The following is a 17,508-nucleotide window of genomic DNA, read 5'->3' as shown; positions in this document are numbered from 1 at the left end:
CCCGGTGAGCACCCGACGGCTGCACGGGCAGGCCGCCCAGGCCGTCGGCGACGGCGGGCCGGCCGAGCCGATCGTCGAGTTCGCCGAGGTCACGCCGTACGAGCAGTACGTCGGCGTACGCCAGCTGCAGGCCCTGGTGCGCCCGGTCACCGGCTCCCCGGCGGAGCCGGCGTTCCTGGTGGTCACGCAGGTCATGGAGCTGTGGTTCATCCTCCTGCGCCGCGAGTGGGAGCTCGCCCAGCGGCGGCTGCGGATCGACGACCTGGACGGCGCGGTCGCCGCGATCCAGCGCTCGGTGCACCACCTGCGGTCGCTGAACGCGTCGTGGGGCTCGCTGCTGTGGCTGACGCCGGCGGAGTTCAACGCCTTCCGCGAGCAGCTCGGCGAGGCCTCCGGGTTCCAGTCCTACGAGTACCGGCACGTGGAGTTCCTGCTGGGGCTCAAGGCGGAGTCCGTCGTCCGGCCGCACCGCGCGCTGCCGGCGGTGCACGCCGACCTGCTGCGCGCGCTGGCCGGCCCCTCGCTGGAGGACGACGTCCTCGCCTTCCTCGCCCGGCACGGCCGGCCGGTGCCGGCCGAGGTGCTGACCCGCGACCGCACGGTGACCCACGAGGCGCACCCGGCGGTCACCGCGCTCTGGGCCGACGTCTACCGCGACCCCCGCCCCGGCAACGAACTGTTCGTGCTGGGCGAGGCGCTGACCGACGTCGCGGAGGAGTTCACGACCTGGCGGCAGCGGCACGTGACCGCGGTGCGCCGCGCCATGGGCGACAAGCCCGGCACTGGCGGCTCGGCCGGGCTGGCCTGGCTCGAGCGCAGCGCCGCCCGCCCCGTCTTCCCGGACCTGTGGGCGGCGCGGACCGCGATCTGATCGGCGGGTTGAGCCGCAGCCCGCCGGGTAGGCGGCGAGGGGGCCGAGCGTGCCGACGACGGCGCCGCCCCTCCCCTGACGACGAACGAGAGGAATCCCCGTGGCATCCGTGCCCACCGTCCGCCTGAACAACGGCGTGGAGATCCCCCAGCTGGGCTTCGGCGTCTTCCAGGTGCCGCCCGACCAGACCGTGGACGCCACCCTGGCCGCGCTCGAGGTCGGCTACCGCCACATCGACACCGCGCAGATGTACGGCAACGAGAAGGAGGTCGGCGAGGCCATCCGGCGTTCCGGCATCCCGCGGGACGAGGTCTTCGTGACCTCCAAGGTGAGCAACAAGTGGCGCGAGCGCGACGAGATGCTGCGCTCGTTCGACCAGAGCCTGGCCGACCTCGGCTTCGACCGGCTGGACCTGCTGCTCATCCACTGGCCGCTGCCCACCCTGGCGGACTACGTCAAGCGCTGGACGGTCATGGAGGAGATCTACGCCGGCGGCCGGGTGCGCGCGGTCGGCGTCTCCAACTTCCAGCCGCAGCACCTGCGCGACGTGCTCGCTGCCTCGGAGCTGCGCCCCGCGGTCAACCAGGTCGAGGTGCAGCCGTACCTGACCCAGGACGAGGTCCGCGCGTTCAACGCCGACCACGAGATCGTCACCGAGGCCTGGTCGCCGATCGCCCGGGGCAAGGTGAACGACGACCCGGCGATCCGGGCGGTCGCCGAGCAGGTCGGCCGCACCCCGGCGCAGGTGACGCTGCGCTGGCACATCCAGCGCGGCGACGTCGTCTTCCCGAAGTCGGTCACCCGCAGCCGGGTCGAGGAGAACTTCGCGATCTTCGACTTCGAGCTCGACGAGTCGCAGATGGCCGTGCTGTCCGGGCTCGACCGGGGCGAGCGCACCGGCCCGGACCCGGACACCTTCGCCTTCATCCCCGACTGAGCGGAGTGGATTCGTCGGTGTTACGCCGATGTCCAGTCTCGGTGCGGACCAGGGCGGCGCGGACGAGGGCGACGACGGCTTCCTCGTCCAGCCCCTGATCGTGGGCGACCCGCGCCAGCTCCGCGGCCGCCCGCCGGACCGGGTCGTCCGCTCGGGCAGGGGATGGACGATCGGCGACGACGGTGCCGGTCCGGCGCCGGCTGGTGACCACGCCGCCGTCCTCCAGCTCCCCGTAGGCGCGCGCGACGGTTCCGACGGCGACGCCGAGGTCGGCGGCGAGCGCGCGCATCGTCGGCAGGCGGGCGCCGGGGGCCAGCAGGCCGCCCTGCACGAACGCCGCGATCTGCCGGCGGATCTGCTCGTAGGGCGGAACCGGGCTGTCGACGTCGACCGCGATGTCCAGTGCCACGACTCAGCTCCCGGCGGCGACGGGCTCCGCCGCGGGCACCCGCGGCGCCGGCCAGCACAGCACCACCAGGCCGGCCAGCTGCAGTACGAGCCCGACGAGGCCGCAGACCGTGCTCAGCAGCAGGGGGGTCCACCCGACGGCGGTCAGCCCGCTGCCGGTCATCGCGAGCACCGGTCCGGCGAGGACCAGCAGCGCGGCGCCGGGCCCGCGCAGCACCCGGTGCGCCGAGGCCCCGCGCAGCGCCGTCTCGATGCGCTCGTCGTCCGTCGCGACCGCCGGCCGGTTGACCACGAGCCACAGCGCGACCGCGACCGCGACAGCCAGCAGCACCAGTTCCGTCGTCAGGACGCCGCCGTAGTGAGGGCCTGGCCACGGGCTCCTGGTCCTGGTGAGGGGACCGTCGGTGGCGGTGATGCTCCGCCCGTCGGGGGCGCTGAGCAGGGCGCCGAGCGCCAGCAGGGCGACCAGCACGCCCGTCGCGGCCAGGGTGAGCCGGAGCAGGCGGCGCGGCACCAGATCGGCCAGCCGCCGCCGCACCAGACGGGCGCGGCGGACGGAGCCGGTCGGCCGCGGCCAGGTCAGCTCGCCGACGGCCAGGACGACGGTGTGCGCGACGGCGAAGGCCAGCGGCGCGAACGCGGCCGCGTCGCTGATCGAGCCCGGGAAGCCGTGCCCCGGGTCCGCCGCGGCGACCAGCAGCCAGGCGACGACGACGAGACCCACCACGACGGCGGCGATCGAGACGACGAGCGCGTGCCGGCGGGCCGCGGCGACCGCCGCCTCCGGACTCGGCCCGGGGCGACCGCCCATGGTCACCGCCAGGCCGACGATTCCCACGAGTGCGAGCACCACCACCGCCGGCAGGCCTGCCACGCCGCCCTCCTCATTGAGTCAATGCATCAAGCGATTGACACAATGACAGGACGCTCCGGAGCAGGCAAGCCCCTGGCCCGTCCAGAGGCTCCCCGAGCTTGCGAGGGGTGAGGAGGACGGGGTCCTTTCTCAATCCGTCGTGACGAAGTCGATGAGCTCCTCGACCCGGCCGATCAGGGTCGGCTCCAGGTCGGTCCACGTCGTCACGCGGGCGAGGATCCGCTGCGCCCAGACGTAGCCGGTGTCGTCCTCCCAGCCCAGCCGGCGGCAGACGCCCTCCTTCCAGGACTCGCCCTTCGGGACCACCGGCCAGGCCTTGATGCCGACGACGGACGGCTTGACCGCCTGCCAGATGTCGATGAACGGGTGGCCGACGACGAGCGCGTGCTCACCGGTGACCTGCTCGGCGATCCGCGACTCCTTCGACCCGCGGACCAGGTGGTCGACGAGGACGCCGAGCCGCCGCCCGGCGCCCGGGCGGAAGTCCCGGACGATCGACGGCAGGTCGTCGACACCGTGCAGCGGCTCCACGACGACGCCCTCGATGCGCATGTCGTGGCCCCAGACCTTCTCGACCAGTTCGGCGTCGTGCTTGCCCTCGACGTAGATGCGGCCCTCGCGGGCCACCCGCGCGCGGGCGCCGGCGACGTAGGTCGACCCCGAGGCGCTGCGGGTCGGTGCGGCGGGGGCCGTCGGCCGGGGGCGGACCAGCACCACCGGCCGGCCGTCGACCCAGAAACCGGGGCCGAGGGGGTAGGCGCGGACCTTGCCGAATCGGTCCTCGAGGTGGACGACGTCCTTCTCGCACCGCACGACCGCGCCGACGAACCCGCTGCTCGGGTCCTCGACCACGAGGTCGCGCTCCGCGGCGATCTGCGGGACCGGCTTCTTGACGGTGCGGGGGTGGACGAGGTTGTCGTACGGCGAGCGGGGAGGCACCCGACCATGCTGAGCAGCAGCGGCCCCGACGTCCCGGCGACGCGCCGGGGAGGGGGCACGACACGCCCGGGCCGGCCCCGCTCGACCTGAGGCTGTCGGCCCTCGGCCGGGCGTCGGCAATCGGATGGCACACCACAGAATCGCCCGCCGACCTGCAGAAACGTTCCAGCGGACGCCGCCATCCCGACGTGAGCCCCCCGCCGTCCGCGCCTCTCGGATCGGGATTTGTCCTGGACGGGACCGTTTCGCACCGCCTGCTCCGGTCACCCATTCGAGTGACCGTGAACCCCTGCTCGGATGGGAGCGAGAACGACGATGATCGGCACCGAGACCATCAGCCGCGTGATCGGCAAGGACGTCTACGACGAGTCCGGCCAGAAGATCGGCTCGGCCTCCGAGGTCTACCTCGACGACGAGAGCGGCCAGCCGGAATGGGTCACGGTGCGCACCGGGCTCTTCGGCACGAAGGAATCCTTCGTTCCGATCCGGGACGCCGACCTGACCGACGACGGCCTGCGCGTACCGGTGAGCAAGGACCGGGTCAAGGACGCGCCGAAGATCGACGCCGACGGCCACCTGTCGCCGCGGGAGGAGCAGGAGCTCTACCGCTACTACGACCTGGACGCCACGTCGGGGAACGGCCGGGACGGCTACCGGACGACGGACACGACGTCCTACTCGACGGCCGACACGACGACCGACTCGACGACCGGCATGGCCACGACCGGGCTGACCGACACCGACACCGGGCGCTCCGGCTACACGGACACCGACACCGGGCGGGCGGGCCACACCGACACCGATGCCCCGGGCACCGTCGGCCGTGACACCTCCGGCCCGACCACCGACGACGCCATGACCCGCTCCGAGGAGCGGCTGAACGTGGACACCCGCTCCGAGGAGGTCGGCCGCGCCCGGCTGCGCAAGTACGTGGTCAGCGAGAACGTCACCGAGACGGTGCCGGTCGCGCGCGAGGAGGTCCGGGTCGAGCGCGAGCCGATCACCGACGCCAACGTCGGCGCCGCCTTGGACGGCCCGGCCATCAGCGAGGAGGAGCACGAGGTCACCCTCCGCGCCGAGCGGCCGGTCGTGGACAAGGAGGCCGTCCCGGTCGAGCGGGTCCGCCTGGACAAGGAGACCGTGACCGACGAGGAGACCGTCTCCGCCGACCTGCGCAAGGAGCAGATCCAGGTCGACGGCGACACCGACCGGCGTATCTGACGCAACCCCCGCGTAGCCGCGCGGGGCCGCCGACGACGGTGACCGGCCGAGGACAGGACTCGGCCGGTCACCGTTTCCACGTGCGGGTGGGATGCTCGGGGGCGTGACCGAGCCCACCCTCCCGACCGCCGAGGCCGATCTGCCCTCTGACCTGTCCAGCCCCGAGAAGCTGGCCGCGGCGCTGGAGGCCACGGGCTACCTGCCGGACGAGGGGCTGGCCACCGCCGCGTACCTGGCGCTGGTGATGCACCGGCCGCTGTTCCTGGAGGGCGAGGCCGGCGTCGGCAAGACCGCGCTGGCCCATGCGCTGGCCGAGGTCACCCAGCGGCCGATCTACCGGCTGCAGTGCTACGAGGGCCTGGAGGCCAGCCAGGCGCTCTACGACTGGGACTTCGGCCGCCAGCTGCTGCACCTGCGCGCCGCCGAGGCCGCGCACGCCAACGACAACCCCGAGGCGCTCGAGGCCTCGCTCTACGACCGCCGGTTCCTGCTCGCCCGCCCCCTGCTGCAGGCGCTGGAGGACTCGCCGTCCGTGCTGCTGGTCGACGAGGTGGACCGCGCGGACGACGAGTTCGAGGCCTTCCTGCTCGAGGTGCTCTCGGACTTCACCATCTCCATCCCCGAGCTCGGCACCGTCCGCGCGCAGACCCCGCCGCTGGTCATCCTCACCTCCAACCGCACCCGCGAGGTGCACGACGCCCTCAAGCGCCGCTGTCTCTACCACTGGCTGCAGCACCCGGACTTCGACCGCGAGGTGGCGATCCTGCGCCGCCGGCTGCCCGAGGTGACCGAGCAGCTGGCCCGCGAGGTGGCCCGGGCGACGGCGAAGCTGCGCACCCTCGACCTGCTCAAGCCGCCCGGCATCGCCGAGGCCATGGACTGGGCCACCGCGCTGCACACCCTCGGCGCCCGCGACCTCGACCCCGACGTCGCCGCCCGCACGCTCGGCGCGGTGCTGAAGTACCGGGAGGACACCGAGCGGGTGCAGATGCAGGTCCGCGGGGCGCTCTTCGGTGGCTGAAGGACTCCGTCCCCCTCACCCCTCGCAGGCTCGGGGCGAGCCTCCGGACGGGGCCGTGCCGGCACGACGCCGGGACATCGTCGACACCGTCCTCGGCTTCGCGCGCACGCTGCGCGCGGCGGGGGTGGCCGCCTCACCGGACCGGGTCGAGGCGATGCTGGCCGCCGTCGGCTCGCTCGACGTCCTGGACCCGACGCACGTGTACTGGGCCGGCCGGCTGACCCTGTGCGCGGGCCCCGACGACCTCGACCGCTACGACGCGGCGTTCGTCGCCTACTTCGCCGGGGAGGCGCCGCGGCGGCCGCGGTCCGCGCCGCCGGAGCGGCAGATCGTCTCGGCCATGGCGCCGCTGGACGCCGGCTCGGGCGAGGGGGAGGAGTCCGCCGACCGCCAGGACCTCGCCGTGCAGGCCAGCGCCGACGAGGTGCTGCGCCACCGCGACATCTCGGAGCTGACCGTCGCCGAGCGCGAGCACCTGCGCCGGCTGTTCACCCTGCTGCGGCCGGCCACCCCGATGCGGCCGTCGCGCCGGCGGCGGCCGAGCCCGCTGGGCGCCGTCCACCCCGCCCGCACCGTGCGGCGGGCGCTGCGCGACGGCGGCGAGGTCACCCGGCTGCTGCACCGCCGCGCCGCCCCGCGCCCGCGGCGCGTCGTGCTGCTGGTCGACGTCTCCGGGTCGATGAGCCCCTACGCCGACGCGCTGCTGCGCTTCGCGCACGCCGCGGTGCGGGCCCGGCCGTCGTCCACCGAGGTGTTCACCATCGGCACCCGGCTGACCCGGGTGACCAGGGAGATGCGGCTGCGCGACCCGGACAAGGCGCTGGCCGCCAGCGGCTCGGCGATCCCCGACTGGTCCGGCGGCACCCGGCTCGGCGAGGTGCTCAAGGCGTTCCTCGACCGGTGGGGCCAGCGCGGCATGGCCCGCGGGGCGGTGGTCGTGATCTGCAGCGACGGCTGGGAGCGCGGCGGCACCGAGCTGCTGGCCGACCAGATGGCCCGGCTGCGGCGGCTCGCCCACGCGGTGGTGTGGGTGAACCCGCACAAGGGCCGGGAGGGCTACGAGCCGCTGACCGGCGGCATGCAGGCCGCGCTGCCGTCGATCGACTCGTTCGTCGCGGGGCACAGCCTGGCCGCGTTCGAGGAGCTGTCGGGAGTGATCCAGCGTGCGTGAGGCGTTGTGGAGGAGATTCGTGGGGGTTACGCCGACGAATCTCCTCCGGAAGGGATCTGGGAATGCGTGACGTGCTCGAGGACCTGGTCGGCTGGTGGCAGGCCGGGGAGACCGTGGGGATGGGCACCGTCGTGGCCACCTGGCGCTCGGCGCCGCGGCCCGCCGGCGCCTCGATGCTGGTCGGCCCCGACGGCACCGCCGTGGGCAGCGTGTCCGGCGGATGCGTCGAGGGCGCGGTCTACGAGGAGGCCAAGGACGCCGTGGAGACCGGCGAGGTCTCGCTGCAGCGCTACGGCGTGAGCGACGACGACGCCTTCGCGGTGGGCCTGACCTGCGGCGGGATCCTCGACGTGTTCGTCGAGCCGGTGTCGCGCGAGTCCTTCCCGGAGCTGGGCGAGATCGCGGAGTCGGTGGCGGCGCACGAGCCGGTCGCCGTCGTCACCTGCGTGAAGGGCCCGGAAGACCGCCTCGGCCGGCGGATGGTGCTCTGGCCGGACCGGGCGTCCGGTTCGTTCGGCCTGCAGCGCATGGACGACGCCGTCGCCGCCGACGCGCGCGGCATGCTCGCCGCCGGCCGTACCGGGATGCTGCACTTCGGCCACGACGGCGAGCGCCGCGGCGACGAGCTCGAGCTGTTCGTGAACTCCTTCGCCCCGCCGGCGCGGATGGTCGTCTTCGGCGCCATCGACTTCGCCGCCGCCGTCGCGCGGGTCGGCTCGTTCCTCGGCTACCGGGTGACCGTGTGCGACGCCCGCCCGGTGTTCGCCACGCCGAAGCGCTTCCCGGACGCCGACGAGGTGATCGTCGAGTGGCCGCACCGCTACCTGCAGGGCGAGGTGGACGCCGGCCGGATCGACGGGCGCACCGTGCTGTGCGTGCTCACCCACGACCCGAAGTTCGACGTCCCGCTGCTGGAGGTTGCGCTGCGGCTGCCGGTCGCCTACGTGGGCGCGATGGGGTCGCGGCGGACGCACGACGAGCGGCTGGCCCGGCTCGAGGAGGCGGGGCTGTCCAAGGAGGAGCTGGCACGGCTGTCCTCGCCGATCGGGCTGGACCTCGGCGCGCGGACGCCGGAGGAGACCGCGGTGTCGATCGCCGCGGAGATCATCGCCGGCCGCTGGGGCGGCTCCGGCGAGCGGCTCACCGGCACGGAGGGCCCCATCCACCGCACCGCCGAGCGGTAGCACAGGGACTTTTTCGGGCTCAAGTCCCCGCACTTGAGCCCGAGAAAGTCTCCGTCATAGCGGAGCAGGTATACCGTTTCCGGTATGCCGCCGTCGCCGCGCCGCAGCCGCTTCCCCGGCCTGGAGGGCCGCTCGGAGCGCCGCCGCGAGCTGATCGAGGAGCTGGTCCGCGCCCGCCGGGAGAGCGAGCTGAGCCAGACCGAGATCGCGGCCCGCATGGGGACGTCGCAGTCCGCGGTCGCTCGCCTGGAGAGCGGGGAGCTCGACGCCCGGCTGTCGACGCTGGAGCGCTACGCGGCCGCGCTGGGCCGCACCGTCGACTGGCAGATCCGCCCCTCCGAGGAGTCGCCATGACCCGTCCCACCGGCACGCCGTCCGCGACCTGGCCGCCCGTTCCGCCCGGACCGCCGCCGGAGCCGTTCCCGCCCCGGCCGCCGCAGTACCCGCAGCCCTCGCCGTGGCGCCCCGAACCGCGCCCGCCGGCGCCCGGGTCGGCCTCGGTGTCGGTCGTCGTGGGGCCGTCGGACTGGCTGGCCGAGCGGCTGCTCGAGCAGCGGCTCGTCGCCCTCGCCGGCCGGCTGGACGACGACGACGTGAACCGCGCGGTCGCCGAGCTGGCCCTGCTCGACGCCAACGGCGACGAACCCGTGCGGCTGCGTCTCTCGGGGGTGAGCGCCGACCTGGGCGCCGCGCTGACCCTCGTCGACGCGCTCGACCTCATGGGCGTGCCGGTGCAGGCCACCTCCCTCGGCACGCTCAGCGGCGCGGCCGTCGCCGTCCTCGCCGTGGCCTCGCAGCGGGCCCTGGGTGCGCACGCGCTCGTGCAGCTGGTCGAGCCGAGGGCGCCGCGCGGCCGGCTCGGGCGGGACGTCGAGCTCGAGGCCCGCGAGCACGCCCGTCAGCTGCGCCGGCTGCAGGAGCGGCTCGCCGAGGCGTGCGGCCGCGACGTCGAGCAGATCGCGGCCGACATGCGCGCCGGGCGCCTCCTGTCGACCGAGGAGGCGCGGGAGTACGGCCTGATCGACCCCTGAAAAGGCTGTTCAGGGGGACGATGTGAGCCCGTGACGACCATCCTCCTGGTGGACGACGAGGCGGCGATCACCGACAACCTCGCGCCGTTCCTCAAGCGCGCCGGGTTCTCGGTGGTCGTCGCCTCCGACGGGGAGGAGGCGCTCTCCCGGCTGCCGGCGGTCAGCCCCGACCTCGTGGTGCTCGACGTCCTGCTCCCCGGCATGGACGGGCGCGAGGTGCTGCGCCGGGTCCGGCACGAACGGCGCCAGGTGCCGATCATCCTGCTCACCCAGGTCGGCGAGTCCGGCGAGCGGACCATGGCCCTGGAAGAGGGCGCGGACGACTACCTGAACAAGCCGTTCGACCCGTACGAGCTGGTCGCCCGCATCCGCGCGGTGCTGCGCCGCGGCGGGCGCAACGACCCCTCGCTGCGCGGCGCCCAGCGACTCCGCAGCGGCGACGTCGTGCTGGACCGGGCGTCGCAGCGGGTGTTCAAGGCCGACCGCGAGGTGGCGCTGACGCCGCGGGCGACGGTGCTGCTCGGGTACCTGATGACCCATCCCGACGAGGTGATGACGCGGGAGCGGCTGCTGGAGGCGGTCTGGGGGTGGTCGTACCAGAGCAGCACCCGCTCGGTGGACACCCGCGTGGCCGAGCTGCGGCGGGCGCTGGAGCGCGACTCCGGCTCGCCCGAGCTGATCACGACGGTGCCCGGCCTCGGCTACCGGTTCTCCGCCCGGGTCGAGAGCGTCTGAGTCGTGCGCCGGCTCCGCTGGCTCCTGGCCCTGCTCCCCCTGGTGGCGGGCGCAGGGCTGTGGGTGGCGGCCCGGGCCGGCGGGATCCCCGACGACCGGCTGCTGATCAGCGTCAGCGCGTTCCGCGGCGACTGGCTGCTCTCCCTCGGGGCCCTGCTCAGCCTGCTGGCCTGCGCAGGGCTCGCGATCTTCGGCCGCCGCGAGGGCCGCGCACGCCGGCAGCTGCGGGAGCAGGCCGACGCGTACGCCCGGGACCGCCGGCTGCTGCTCTCCCGCCTCGACCACGAGCTGAAGAACCCGCTCACCGCCATGCGCGCCGCGGCGGCGAACGTCGCGGCGGCCGGGCCGGACGCCGACCGGGCGGCCGCCGTCCGCAGCATCGACGAGCAGGTGCTGCGCCTCTCCCGGCTGACCGCCGACCTGCGCAAGATCGCCGACGTCGAGAGCGGGTCGCTCGACCGCCGTCCGGTCGACCTGACCGCGCTCCTGGAGGAGGCGGTGGACGTCGCCCGCGAGCAGCCCGGCGCCGACCGGCTGGAGATCAGCCTCGACCTGCCCCACGCCCCCTGGCCGTTGCCCAAGGTGCCCGGCGACGCCGAACTGCTGTCGCTCGTCGTCGGCAACCTGCTGGACAACGCGGTGAAGTTCACGCCGGCCGGCGGCCGCGTCGAGGTGCGGGCCCGGGAGGCGGGCGGCGACGTCGTGATCGAGGTGGCCGACACCGGCTCCGGGATCGAGCCCGCCGACGAGGCCCACATCTGGGAGGAGCTGTACCGGAGCCCGCGTTCCCGGACCGTCCCCGGCAGCGGCCTCGGCCTCTCGCTGGTCCGCACCGTGGTCGAGCGGCACGGGGGCACGGCCGCGGCGGAGAGCCGGGTGGGCCGAGGCACGGTGGTCCGGGTCCGGCTGCCCGCCGGGCCGAGTGAGACCTGAGGTCAGAACGCCGCCGAGCCGGGGACGTAGGCGTTCTGCTGGATCAGCCCGTGCTGACAGACCGGCCCGAGCGACCACGGCCGCAGCAGCGCCGTCGTCCGGTCCGGGGGCGTGATGACGACGGCGGTGGCCGTCGGCTCGCAGGCCGCGCCGTTCTCGCCGCCGGCCGGCACCGAGGCCCAGTGCAGCAGCGAGCGGGCGGAGGCGCCGGGCGTGAGCGTCACGGTGTGCGGCGCCGGGGAGGCGACGCGGCGCAGATCGGTGGGCACGCCCTGGCCGGGCGCGCCGAGCAGGGCGAGCCCGCCGTAGCCGGTCACCGAGCAGGTCCGTCCGCTCGCATTGGTCAGGACGACGGTGGCGTACCGCTGGCCGGCGCCGGGGGAACCCGGCAGCAGCCGCGCGCTCAGCTGGGCGGTGCTGCACCTCGGGGTGGCGCTGCTCGCGCCGGCTGCGGGCACCGCTGCCGCGGTGATCAGCCCGAGGCCCAGCGTCGCAGCGCCGGCCAGCCCGATCGCCCGCAGCTTCGTTCGCAGGTTCATCACTGCCTCCCGTGGTCGTCGGTGTGTGCTCGACGCTAGGAAGCCGGTGTGGCGCGACGGTGCCGCCGATGTGCGGGGTTCGACACGGCGTGTGCCGGGCCTGACACGGGTCAGCCGGCGGTGTACGGCTGCTGGTCGATGCTGCCGGCCTCGCAGACCGGCCCCTCGGTCCAGGCGATCGACAGCGGCGAGGTCTCGTCGGGCGGGATCACCTGCAGCGCGGCGGGGTTCGGCTGGCAGTCCCCGCTCGCCGCGTCGCCGGTGCCCGGGACGGCGCCCCAGTGCAACTGTGAGCTCGCCGAGTCACCAGGCTTCAGCGTCACCGTCGTGGGGGCGGGGGAGACGCGGTCCTGGTGGGTGGGCAGCGCGGCGCCGGAGGCGTCGGTCAGCCCGATGCCGCCGTACCCCGTGATCGTGCAGGTGCGGCCGCCGGTGTTGCGCAGGACCACCGTGGCGTAGCGCTGCCCGGCGCCGGGACTGCCTGGCTGCAGGCTGCCGGTCAGGTCGGCGGTGTGGCAGCGGCCGATGCTCGCGGCTCCGCTCGAGGTGGTCGAGCCGGCCGGGACGGTCCCGGTCGGCGACGAGCCGCTGGTCACCGGGGCGGCGGAGGGCGACGGCGCAGCGCTGGTACTGGTCGTCGTCCTGCGGGAGGACGAACCGGAACCGTAGGCGTCGGTGATCGAACCCCGGAACGAGCAACCGGCCACGGCGACCAGCAGGAACGCCGCAAGGAGCAGCCGACCCAAGGCGTGCCTCACCCCTCCCACGCTAGAGACTTCGGGTGACCGCGGACCGGTTGTCGTGTGACCGTTCCGGGACGTCGGGCGCCGGAACGGACACAGGGAGGGCAGCGGATGCCGGAGGCGTTGCCGTACGCCTACGACGTGGAGATCGTCGGCCTGCTCGCCTCCCCGGAGCACCGCTACGACGGCCGGCCGGCCGGCCGCGTGCCGGCGCAGGACGGCGACCGGCGTGCGGAGCTGACCGTCCGGGGCGGCCACGGCATCGTCGGCGACCGCTACGCCGGCCGGGCGGCGCACCGGGACGCGCACGTCACCGTCCTCGCGGCGGAGGGGATCGAGGAGCTGGCCGCCGAGCTGGGGCTGCCGGTCCCCGAGCCGCTGCTCGCCCGCCGCAACGTCGTCCTGCGGGGTGCGGAGGTCGAGTCACTGCGCGGACAGGAGTTCGCGCTGGACTGCGGCGAGGGGGAGGTGCGGCTGCGCGGCGGGCGCCCGGCCAACCCGTGCGCCTGGCTGGACATTGCGCTCGCCCCTGGCTTCCACCGGGGCCTGCGCGGGCGGGCGGGGATCCGCTGCGCGGCGGTGAGCGACGGCGTCCTGCGGCTCGGTCCCGCCGTCCTCCGGTCCGCCGTCCCCCTCGACGCGTCGCGGGCCGGGGCGGTCAGGCGGCCGACCCTGCGCCCGCGGTGATCTGCTCGCGCAGGATGTCGGCGTGCCCGCAGTGCTGGGCGAGCTCACGGAGCATGTGGAGGTACACCCAGCGCAGCGGCAGCGGACCGCGCCGGTTGCCGCGGAGCACGTCGTCCAGTCCCAGGGACGACGCCGCCCGTCGGGAGGCCTCGCACGCCTCGCGGTGCGCCGCCTGCACGGTGGCGACGGTGTCCGCGGCGTCGAGGACGAACGAGTCGTCCGGGGTCGCGGGGATGCCGATCTCCGCCCGGGACCGGCAGGTCACCGCCTCGTCGAACCAGACCTTCTCCACGAAGGTCGCGTGCTTCACCAGCCCGAGGAGTGTCGTGCGGGAGGGCACCAGGGAGCGGCGCGCCTGCTCGTCGGTCAGCCCGTCCAGGCAGGAGGTGAGCGCCTCCCGGTGCTCGTCGAGAAACGCCTCGAACTGCGCCCGGGCCGGCTGATGGATGACGTCCTCGGCGGACGTGACGGGACGGCGAGCCATCCGCGGAGGATGTCACTGCAGCACGTGGCACGGGAGAGCCGGGGCTGGCCTTCCCGGGCGCGGTGGAGTAGGGACGGGAGCATGTCCGCGACCGAGGTGTACCGCGCTGCCCGAGACTCCCTGCTCGCCCTGCGCGGCGACCACGCGAAGGCCGCCGCCGAGTTCCGCTGGCCGACGTTCGACGGCCCGTTCAACTGGGCGGTGGACTGGTTCGACGCCTACGCGCGCGGCAACGACGGCACGGCGCTGCACATCGTCGAGGAGGACGGCCGCGCCGCGCGGTACACCTTCGACACGATGGTCCGCCGTTCCGACCAGGTCGCCGGCTGGCTGCGCGCGAACGGCGTCGGGAAGGGCGACCACGTCGTCCTCATGCTCGGCAACCAGGTCGAGCTGTGGGAGTCGATGCTCGCGGTCATGAAGCTCGGCGCGGTGATCATGCCGACGACGACCGCGCTCGGCCCCGCCGACCTGACCGACCGCATCGAGCGCGGCGGCGCGCGGCACGTGATCGTCAACGCGGCCGACGCGGCCAAGTTCGACCAGGTCGCGGGGGACTACACCCGGATCGCCGTGGGCGAGGCCCCGCAGGGCTGGCTCGCCTACGCCGACACGCAGGCCGCGGACGACGCCCCGCCCGGCCACCCCGGCACGCTGCCCACCGACCCGCTGCTCCTCTACTTCACCAGCGGGACGACGAGCCGGCCCAAGCTCGTCGAGCACACGCAGGTCAGCTACCCGGTGGGCCACCTGTCCACGATGTTCTGGCTGGGCGTGCAGCCCGGCGACGTGCACCTGAACATCAGCTCGCCCGGCTGGGCCAAGCACGCGTGGAGCTGCTTCTTCGCCCCGTGGATCGCCGAGGCGACGATCTACCTCTACAACTACACGCGCTTCGACCCCGCGGCGCTGCTCGGCCGGATCCGCGAGGACGGCATCACCACGTTCTGCGCGCCGCCGACCGTCTGGCGGATGCTCATCAAGGCCGACCTCTCCGGCGGCCCCGGCGCGATCCGCGAGGCGGTCGCCGCGGGGGAGCCGCTCAACCCGGAGGTCATCGAGCAGGTCAAGGCCCAGTGGGGGCTCACCCTGCGGGACGGCTACGGCCAGACCGAGACGACGGCGTCCGTGGGCAACACCCCCGGCTCGACGGTGAAGCCGGGTTCGATGGGCCGGCCGCTGCCCGGCGTTCCGGTGGTGCTGGTCGAGCCGGTCAGCGGCGAGCTCGCCGACGAGGGGGAGATCTGCCTCGACCTGTCGGCGTCCCCGCTCACCCTGATGACCGGCTACCAGGGTGACGAGGAGCGCAACGCCGAGGCCATGGCCGGCGGCTACTACCACACCGGCGACGTCGCCCAGCGCGACGACGAGGGCTACATCACCTACATCGGGCGCACCGACGACGTCTTCAAGGCCAGCGACTACAAGATCAGCCCGTTCGAGCTGGAGAGCGTGCTGATCGAGCACCCGGCGGTCACCGAGGCGGCCGTCGTCCCGGTGCCGGACCCGGTGCGCGCGGCGATCCCCAAGGCCTACATCGCGCTCGCGCCGGGGCACGAGCCGACCCGGGAGACGGCGTTCGCGATCCTCAAGCACTGCCGGGAGCACCTCGCCCCGTTCCAGCGGGTCCGCAAGATCGAGTTCTACGAGCTGCCGAAGACGATCAGCGGCAAGATCCGCCGGGTGGAGCTGCGCGAGCGCGAGGAGCAGCTCGCTCCGGAGGGCAGCGGCACCGAGTACACCGACACCGACTTCCCCGAGCTGCGCGGCTGAGTTCACTCCGCTCGGACTCAGCCCAGCAGATCGCGGACGGCGGCCGGCGCCAGCGACGGCCGGTGCAGCGGCGCCACCCGCCCGCCCCCGGCCGCGGCCAGCGCCGCGCAGGAGGCGGCCGCCTCCTCCTCGGCGGAGAGCGCGAGCACCGAGAGCCGGGCGGGGATGCGGGCGAGCGCCGAGGCGGCGTTCACCGGGTCGGGGCTCTCGGTGGCCACGCCGTCGGAGAGCAGCAGGACCTGCCGGTCGGCCGCGCGGGAGCGGGCCACCTGCGCGGCCGCGGTCTGCAGCGCCAGCTCGAGGTCGGTGGTGCCGCCGCCGCGCAGGTCGCAGAGCCGGTCGATGACGACGTCGACGCGCGGATCGGGCGAGAGCGGCCGCAGCACGACCGCCTTCGACCAGAACGCGACGACGCCGAGCTCGTCGCCCGGGCGCATCCGCTGCACCAGCGCCGAGGCGGTGAGCACGGAGGCGGCCAGCTCGTCGCCGGCGACCGAGCCGGAGGCGTCGACGAGCAGCAGCAGGGCGCGGCCGGTGGAGCGCCAGCCGCGGGTGTGCAGGTGGGCGGCCTTCCAGTGCGGTTCGGCGCCGCGCGCGGCCAGGGTGGCGTCGAGGTCGACGTCCGACCCGGTCGGGTCCTGCCGGGTGACCATCCGGCTGACGCCCGGCCGGTCGGCGACGCCGGTGCGGGGGTTGCCGACCGGCAGCCGGGCGGCCAGGGCGCGGGCCGCCGTCCGCAGGGCGGGGTCGAAGGCGCGGGCGGCCTGGGCGAGCACCCTCGCCGCGGCGTCGGGGTCGCGCTCGGCCAGGTCGGCCACCGCGGCGGCGTCGAGCTGCCCGGCCTCGGGGGAGATCGCGTCGAAGTCCGGGTTGCTGCGGGAGAGCTGGTCCCGGCTGGCCCGGCGGGCGGCGGAGTTCTTGAGCAGCTCCTCGACCTCGGCCGGGTCCTCGACCACCCGCGGCCGCTGCGGGCGGCCGCCGGGCGGCTCCCCGCCCTGGCCGGGGGGCGGTGGGGGCCCGGGCTCGTCGTCCCCGGGCGTCAGGCTTTTCCCAGCTCCTCACCGGCCCGCCGCCAGACGTCGGCGACGACGTCCTCGACCGGGCGGGCGACGCCGTCCCCGAGCGTGACCTTGCCGGTGAGCGCCGCCAGCGCGGCGTCCAGCCCGGTGCCCTCCTCGACGTCCTCGGACCCGCGGACGACGGCCAGCTCGCGGGCGATGAGCACGCTGTCGATGGCGCCGCGGACGGACGCGCCGATGCGCAGCTCGGGGTGGTCGCGGGTGATCCGCACGGCGCGGACCGCCCGGGCGACGAGGTCGTCCGGTCCGCTCGTCACCGCGGCGACCACGGCCAGCTCGGCCTCCTCGTCCTGGTAGCCCATGGCCACCCGGCAGGAGCGGTCGTAGAGGGCGGGGGTGACCCGGGCGGTGCCGACGGCGTCGAACGGATTCATCGCGGCGACCAGGCGGAAGGTGGGCCGGGCGGCGACCCGGCCGTAGCGCGGCACGTGCATCTCGCGCTCGGAGAGGACCCCGAGCAGCACGTTCATCGTCTCCTCGGGCACCCGGTTGAACTCCTCGACGTAGAGCAGCGCGCCCTCCGTCATGGCCCGGGTCAACGGCCCGGGCACGAAGTTCTCGGGGCGGTAGTCCTCGGAGAGCACCCGGGAGGCGTCGTGGTGGCCGACCAGCCGGGTGGGCGTCAGCTCGGCGTTGCCCTCGACCAGCACCAGGGGGACGCCGGCGCCCTGGGCCAGCGAGCGCAGCAGCGTGGTCTTGCCCGTGCCCGGGGGCCCCTCGAGGACGACGTTGCGGCCGGCCGACAGCGCCGCGGCGACCACCTCGGCCTCCCGCAGCCGCGCGACCACCCGCTCGCGGGCGACCCGCACCATGCCGCCGACGTCCAGCCGGGATGCCGTCGTCGTCCCCACCCGGTCTCCTCCCTCGCGTCAGCGCCT

20 protein-coding genes are annotated in these 17,508 nt (G+C 74.7%); 12 read left to right on the top strand and 8 right to left on the bottom strand.

Going from position 1 to position 17,508, the window contains the following annotated elements:
- Nucleotides 1–4: 4 nt before the first annotated feature.
- Complete coding sequence (locus tag AB3388_RS26830; RefSeq protein ID WP_495408394.1) at nt 5–871, top strand: tryptophan 2,3-dioxygenase; 867 nt, start codon at nt 5–7, stop codon at nt 869–871.
- A 100-nt stretch (nt 872–971) separates the two neighbouring features.
- Complete coding sequence (locus tag AB3388_RS26825) at nt 972–1,808, top strand: aldo/keto reductase (RefSeq protein WP_495408393.1); 837 nt, start codon at nt 972–974, stop codon at nt 1,806–1,808.
- Here AB3388_RS26825 and AB3388_RS26820 read toward each other — a convergent pair.
- The 3 genes from AB3388_RS26820 to AB3388_RS26810 form a co-directional block, all read right to left on the bottom strand.
- Complete coding sequence (locus AB3388_RS26820) at nt 1,795–2,217, bottom strand: GntR family transcriptional regulator (RefSeq protein ID WP_495408392.1); 423 nt, start codon at nt 2,215–2,217, stop codon at nt 1,795–1,797. The genes AB3388_RS26825 and AB3388_RS26820 overlap by 14 nt on opposite strands.
- A gap of 3 nt (nt 2,218–2,220) precedes the next feature.
- Nucleotides 2,221–3,090, bottom strand: coding sequence for a hypothetical protein (locus tag AB3388_RS26815; protein WP_495408391.1), 870 nt, complete (start codon nt 3,088–3,090; stop codon nt 2,221–2,223).
- 129 nt (nt 3,091–3,219) lie between these two features.
- Entirely contained in the window at nt 3,220–4,029 is an 810-nt protein-coding gene (locus AB3388_RS26810; RefSeq protein ID WP_495408390.1) for a DUF3097 domain-containing protein, read from the bottom strand.
- A gap of 315 nt (nt 4,030–4,344) precedes the next feature.
- Between AB3388_RS26810 and AB3388_RS26805 the strand changes: the two genes are divergently transcribed.
- The 8 genes from AB3388_RS26805 (at nt 4,345) to AB3388_RS26770 (ending at nt 11,325) form a co-directional block, all read left to right on the top strand.
- A complete protein-coding gene (locus AB3388_RS26805; RefSeq protein WP_495408389.1) occupies nt 4,345–5,250 on the top strand; it encodes a DUF2382 domain-containing protein in 906 nt (301 codons plus the stop codon).
- A 103-nt stretch (nt 5,251–5,353) separates the two neighbouring features.
- Nucleotides 5,354–6,271: an AAA family ATPase gene (locus AB3388_RS26800; RefSeq protein WP_495408388.1), complete on the top strand. Its 918-nt coding sequence runs from the start codon at nt 5,354–5,356 to the stop codon at nt 6,269–6,271.
- A 55-nt stretch (nt 6,272–6,326) separates the two neighbouring features.
- Nucleotides 6,327–7,442, top strand: a complete 1,116-nt coding sequence (locus AB3388_RS26795; protein ID WP_495408387.1) for a vWA domain-containing protein — start codon at nt 6,327–6,329, stop codon at nt 7,440–7,442.
- 62 nt (nt 7,443–7,504) lie between these two features.
- Nucleotides 7,505–8,626, top strand: a complete 1,122-nt coding sequence (locus AB3388_RS26790) for an XdhC family protein (RefSeq protein WP_495408386.1) — start codon at nt 7,505–7,507, stop codon at nt 8,624–8,626.
- Between the two features lie 84 nt (nt 8,627–8,710).
- The gene (locus AB3388_RS26785; RefSeq protein ID WP_495408385.1) at nt 8,711–8,980 is read left to right on the top strand and encodes a helix-turn-helix domain-containing protein; all 270 of its coding nucleotides are present in this window, start codon (nt 8,711–8,713) and stop codon (nt 8,978–8,980) included.
- Complete coding sequence (locus AB3388_RS26780) at nt 8,977–9,657, top strand: ATP-dependent Clp protease proteolytic subunit (protein ID WP_495408384.1); 681 nt, start codon at nt 8,977–8,979, stop codon at nt 9,655–9,657. Before AB3388_RS26785 ends, AB3388_RS26780 begins: the two co-directional genes overlap by 4 nt.
- A gap of 30 nt (nt 9,658–9,687) precedes the next feature.
- Complete coding sequence (locus tag AB3388_RS26775; RefSeq protein ID WP_495408383.1) at nt 9,688–10,392, top strand: response regulator transcription factor; 705 nt, start codon at nt 9,688–9,690, stop codon at nt 10,390–10,392.
- 3 nt (nt 10,393–10,395) lie between these two features.
- Complete coding sequence (locus tag AB3388_RS26770; protein WP_495408382.1) at nt 10,396–11,325, top strand: sensor histidine kinase; 930 nt, start codon at nt 10,396–10,398, stop codon at nt 11,323–11,325.
- A gap of 2 nt (nt 11,326–11,327) precedes the next feature.
- On the opposite strand, the gene AB3388_RS26765 is transcribed toward AB3388_RS26770, so the two are convergent.
- The gene (locus AB3388_RS26765; RefSeq protein WP_495408381.1) at nt 11,328–11,864 is read right to left on the bottom strand and encodes a DUF4232 domain-containing protein; all 537 of its coding nucleotides are present in this window, start codon (nt 11,862–11,864) and stop codon (nt 11,328–11,330) included.
- A 110-nt stretch (nt 11,865–11,974) separates the two neighbouring features.
- The gene (locus AB3388_RS26760; RefSeq protein WP_495408380.1) at nt 11,975–12,622 is read right to left on the bottom strand and encodes a DUF4232 domain-containing protein; all 648 of its coding nucleotides are present in this window, start codon (nt 12,620–12,622) and stop codon (nt 11,975–11,977) included.
- Nucleotides 12,623–12,718: 96 nt separating this feature from the next.
- Between AB3388_RS26760 and AB3388_RS26755 the strand changes: the two genes are divergently transcribed.
- On the top strand, nt 12,719–13,294 hold the full coding sequence (locus AB3388_RS26755) for an MOSC domain-containing protein (RefSeq protein WP_495408379.1): 576 nt from the start codon (nt 12,719–12,721) through the stop codon (nt 13,292–13,294).
- On the opposite strand, the gene AB3388_RS26750 is transcribed toward AB3388_RS26755, so the two are convergent.
- Nucleotides 13,266–13,778, bottom strand: coding sequence for a DinB family protein (locus AB3388_RS26750; RefSeq protein WP_495408378.1), 513 nt, complete (start codon nt 13,776–13,778; stop codon nt 13,266–13,268). The two genes, AB3388_RS26755 and AB3388_RS26750, sit on opposite strands and share 29 nt — an antisense overlap.
- A gap of 81 nt (nt 13,779–13,859) precedes the next feature.
- Here AB3388_RS26750 and AB3388_RS26745 point away from each other — a divergent pair, with 81 nt between their 5' ends.
- Complete coding sequence (locus AB3388_RS26745; protein ID WP_495408377.1) at nt 13,860–15,551, top strand: AMP-binding protein; 1,692 nt, start codon at nt 13,860–13,862, stop codon at nt 15,549–15,551.
- Between the two features lie 17 nt (nt 15,552–15,568).
- Here the strand turns inward: AB3388_RS26745 and AB3388_RS26740 are convergent, their stop codons facing one another.
- Both AB3388_RS26740 and AB3388_RS26735 read right to left on the bottom strand, forming a co-directional pair.
- Nucleotides 15,569–16,507 (bottom strand): vWA domain-containing protein, encoded by a 939-nt coding sequence (locus tag AB3388_RS26740; protein WP_495408376.1) that lies wholly within the window; start codon nt 16,505–16,507, stop codon nt 15,569–15,571.
- An 83-nt stretch (nt 16,508–16,590) separates the two neighbouring features.
- Nucleotides 16,591–17,481: an AAA family ATPase gene (locus tag AB3388_RS26735; RefSeq protein WP_495408375.1), complete on the bottom strand. Its 891-nt coding sequence runs from the start codon at nt 17,479–17,481 to the stop codon at nt 16,591–16,593.
- Between the last annotated feature and the right edge of the window lie 27 nt (nt 17,482–17,508).

It is taken from the genome of Geodermatophilus sp. SMS 5-13 (assembly GCF_059428245.1).
This window is presented reverse-complemented; position numbering and strand designations above follow the sequence as displayed.

Bases quoted from the DNA above. Each gene is read 5' to 3' on its own strand.
- AB3388_RS26755 (WP_495408379.1), top strand. From the start codon at position 12,719: ATGCCGGAGGCGTTGCCGTACGCCTACGACGTGGAGATCGTCGGCCTG.
- AB3388_RS26785 (WP_495408385.1), top strand. From the start codon at position 8,711: ATGCCGCCGTCGCCGCGCCGCAGCCGCTTCCCCGGCCTGGAGGGCCGC.
- AB3388_RS26780 (WP_495408384.1), top strand. From the start codon at position 8,977: ATGACCCGTCCCACCGGCACGCCGTCCGCGACCTGGCCGCCCGTTCCG.
- AB3388_RS26745 (WP_495408377.1), top strand. From the start codon at position 13,860: ATGTCCGCGACCGAGGTGTACCGCGCTGCCCGAGACTCCCTGCTCGCC.
- AB3388_RS26765 (WP_495408381.1), bottom strand. From the start codon at position 11,864: ATGAACCTGCGAACGAAGCTGCGGGCGATCGGGCTGGCCGGCGCTGCG.
- AB3388_RS26750 (WP_495408378.1), bottom strand. From the start codon at position 13,778: ATGGCTCGCCGTCCCGTCACGTCCGCCGAGGACGTCATCCATCAGCCG.
- AB3388_RS26790 (WP_495408386.1), top strand. From the start codon at position 7,505: ATGCGTGACGTGCTCGAGGACCTGGTCGGCTGGTGGCAGGCCGGGGAG.
- AB3388_RS26805 (WP_495408389.1), top strand. From the start codon at position 4,345: ATGATCGGCACCGAGACCATCAGCCGCGTGATCGGCAAGGACGTCTAC.